Genomic DNA, 3293 nt, shown 5'->3' on the forward strand with positions numbered 1-3293 from the left:
CGCCGGTCAGCTCGACCGAGCGCACCCGGTCGTCGATCTCCGAGGCGTAGTGCGCCACGATCACCTCGTCGGCCCCGCACGACGCCGCGAAGTCCGCCAGGTAGGCGCGCACCTCGTCGGGCGTGCCGGCCGCCGTGTATTTCGTCATCGCGGCCAGCTGGCGCCCGTTCGGTGAGGCCAGGAACGCGTCGATCTCCGCGTCGGTGAAGTTGGTGCCGACCGCGCCCCGCGAGATCATCGCCCGGGTCCGGGCCCGGTACGCCACCGTCATCTGCCGGACCGCCTCGTCGTGGTCCTCCGCCGCGAAGACGTTCGCGCCCGCGATCACGTACGGCTGCTCCAGCTGCGCGGACGGCTGGAACGTCTCGCGGTAGATCTCCACCGCCTGGTGCAGGTGGGCCGGGGCGAAGTGCGAGGCGAACGCGTACGGCAGGCCGAGCTGGGCCGCCAGCTGCGCGCCGAACAGCGACGAGCCGAGGATGTACAGCGGCACCACCTCGGGCGCCCGGGGCACCGCCTGGACGCCGGGAACGCGGGTCTTGCCGCTCAGGTAGCCCTGGAGTTCCAGCACGTCCTGCGGGAACGAGTCCGCCGACGTGGGGTCACGCCGCAGCGCCAGCATCGTGTTCTGGTCGCTGCCCGGCGCGCGGCCCAGGCCCAGGTCGATGCGGCCGGGGAACAGGGTGGCCAGGGTGCCGAACTGCTCGGCGATCACCAGCGGCGAGTGGTTGGGCAGCATGATCCCGCCCGCGCCGAGCCGGATCGTGTCGGTGTGCGCGGCGATGTAGCCGATCAGCACACTGGTGGCCGACGAGGCGATCGACGGCATGTTGTGATGTTCGGCGTACCAGACTCGCTGGTAGCCGCTGCGTTCGGCGGCGCGGGCGACGGCGACGCTGGCCTCGAAGCTCTCCCGCGCGGCCTGGCCGGCGGTGATCGGGGCGAGGTCGAGCAGAGCCAGGGGCAGGGGAGAGGCAGCCATTCATGAATCCTCCGTCGTGGTGGTCGCCCCGCCAACCGGCGGCGACCAGGCGTGACGACCGCCACGGGAACTCGGCGCCGCGAGCGGACAGGTAGTGGTTGTGAACCCATCCCACCGAGCCCGGATCCGTGCCGGCGATCCCGCGACGTTCGGGCAGCTCTTCTCCGACCACGCGCAGGCGGTGTACCGGCACGTCGTGCGGAGCACCGGCAACTGGAGCGCGGCCGAGGACATCGTGTCGCTGACCTTCCTGGAGGCGTGGCGGCTGCGCGGCAAACTGCGGCCCGACGGTGACAGCGTGCTGCCCTGGCTGCTCGGCATCGCCGTCAACGTGCTGCGCAACAACCGGCGTGCGGCCCGCCGGCACGCCGCCGCGCTGGTCCGGTTGCCACCGGCCGAGGCGATGCCGGACTTCGCCGACGAGCTCGTCAACCGGATGCGTGACAGCGAGCAGCTGGCCGCCGCGACGGCCGCCCTGGACCGGCTGCGGCCGGCCGAGCGGGAGGTGTTCACGCTCTGCGTCTGGTCCGGGCTCGACTACGCGCAGACCGCGGAGGCGCTGGGCGTACCGGTCGGCACGGTCCGGTCCCGGCTCTCCCGGGCGCGGGCGAAGTTGCGGGAGCTCACCGCGGAGCAGGGCCGCCCGGCCCCCGGGCCGGGCAGTGGACAGGAACACCTCGGCCGCACCGAGGCAACCCGATCGAACCAGGAGCACAAGCGATGAAGCAGTCACCACGGCTCGATCCGGCCGAACGGGCCGAACTGGCGCGCCTGCTGCCGCCGCCGGGGGACCCGGAGCTGAGCCGCGTCCGGCACCGCCTGCTCAAGGACGCGTTCCTGCAGCACGTGGCCGAGCCCCCGCCCGTACGGTCCGGTCCTCGGTTCGCCCTGCTCGCCGCGCCGGTCGCGGCCGCGGTGCTGGTCGCGGTGATCATCGGGGTGGCGGTGTTCCACGGTCGGACGGGCAGCGGGGCGACCACCGGCGCGGACTCGCGCGTGGCGGTCGCCACCGGTGACGCGACCGGCGTGGCGCTGCTGATGGACCGGGTGGCCGCGGTCGCGGGCCGGGAGCCGTCGGTGCCGCTCGGCCGGGGCCAGTACGTCTACGTCAGGAGCCGGGTGGCCTGGCTGATGATCAATGGAGATCCCAGCTCCGATCAGCAGGAGATCAGTGCCGCCAACTCCGTCCTCGACGAGGTGCACGACCGGGAGATCTGGCTGCCCGCCACACGGGGCGACGAGGGCCTCATCCGGGAACGGGGCGAGACGTTCGGTCTGTCCGGCGCCGAACCGAACAGTAAATACGCGGAGCTGCCCACCGACCCGGCCGAGCTGCTCAAGCGGATCTACGCCGAGACCGAGGGCCAGGACAGCGGTCCGGACACCGCCGCCTTCGGCTTCCTCGGTGACGCGCTGCGGGAGTCGTTGCTGCCCCCGGCGGTGGCTGCCGCGATCTACCGGGCGGCCGCGCGGATCCCCGGGGTGGTGCTGGTGGCCGACTCGGTCGACGCGCAGGGCCGGCACGGGGTTGCCGTCGCGCGGACCCGCGAGGACGGCGAGCGGCAGGAGTGGATCTTCGACCCGGTCACCTTCGAATACCTCGGCGAGCGTTCGTACCTCGTCCGGGACAGCGAGCTGGGCAAGGCCGGCATGCTCACCGGTACCACCGCGGTCCTGCAGCGGGGCGTCGTCTCCGGCACCGGCGTGCTTCCGCGTTAGCCGGCGACCGGCTCCAAATCTTGATCTTCGCGCAACGGATCGGCAGTATCTTCCACTTGGTGGGACGGTAATCTGCGAAGCAGCCCGTCTCGGGTATGAGCCATCGACGTCTCTCCCGGAAAGGACGGTGTCGACTCATGAAGGTCGGCATTCCGAGCGAAGTCAAGAACAACGAGTTCCGGGTCGCGATCACCCCCGCAGGGGTCTTCGAGCTGAACCGGGCCGGCCACGAGGTGTACGTGCAGGCCGGCGCGGGTGCCGGTTCGTCGATCACCGACGCCGACTACGTCGCTGCCGGGGCCACGATCCTGGCCGGGCCGGATGAGGTGTGGGGCACCGGTGATCTGATCCTGAAGGTCAAGGAGCCGATCGCTGAGGAGTACGGCCGGATGCGTGAGGGCCAGGTCCTGTTCACGTACCTTCACCTGGCGGCGTCCAAGGAGTGCACTGACGCGCTTCTGGACCGCAAGGTCACCGGGATCGCGTACGAGACGGTCGAGTTGCCGGATCGGTCGTTGCCGTTGCTGGCGCCGATGTCGGAGGTCGCCGGGCGGCTGGCCCCGCAGGTCGGCTCCTACCACCTGATGCGCTC

3 protein-coding genes and 1 pseudogene are annotated in these 3293 nt (G+C 71.6%); 3 read left to right on the forward strand and 1 reads right to left on the reverse strand.

Annotated elements, in window-relative coordinates:
• Positions 1-982: LLM class flavin-dependent oxidoreductase (locus AB0C29_RS39975; protein ID WP_360832035.1), on the reverse strand; the 982-nt coding region annotated here is incomplete at its 3' end.
• A gap of 100 nt (positions 983-1082) precedes the next feature.
• Here AB0C29_RS39975 and AB0C29_RS39980 point away from each other — a divergent pair.
• From AB0C29_RS39980 to AB0C29_RS39990, 3 genes and pseudogenes are all read left to right on the forward strand, one after another.
• Positions 1083-1706 (forward strand): RNA polymerase sigma factor, encoded by a 624-nt coding sequence (locus AB0C29_RS39980; protein WP_360832037.1) that lies wholly within the window; start codon positions 1083-1085, stop codon positions 1704-1706.
• The gene (locus AB0C29_RS39985) at positions 1703-2701 is read left to right on the forward strand and encodes a CU044_5270 family protein (protein ID WP_360832039.1); all 999 of its coding nucleotides are present in this window, start codon (positions 1703-1705) and stop codon (positions 2699-2701) included. The genes AB0C29_RS39980 and AB0C29_RS39985 overlap by 4 nt, the downstream gene beginning before the upstream one ends.
• A gap of 137 nt (positions 2702-2838) precedes the next feature.
• Positions 2839-3293, forward strand: a pseudogene (locus AB0C29_RS39990) (alanine dehydrogenase); the annotation flags it as partial.

Source organism: Actinoplanes sp. NPDC048791, from assembly GCF_040650095.1.
Taxonomy (GTDB): Bacteria; Actinomycetota; Actinomycetes; order Mycobacteriales; family Micromonosporaceae; genus Actinoplanes.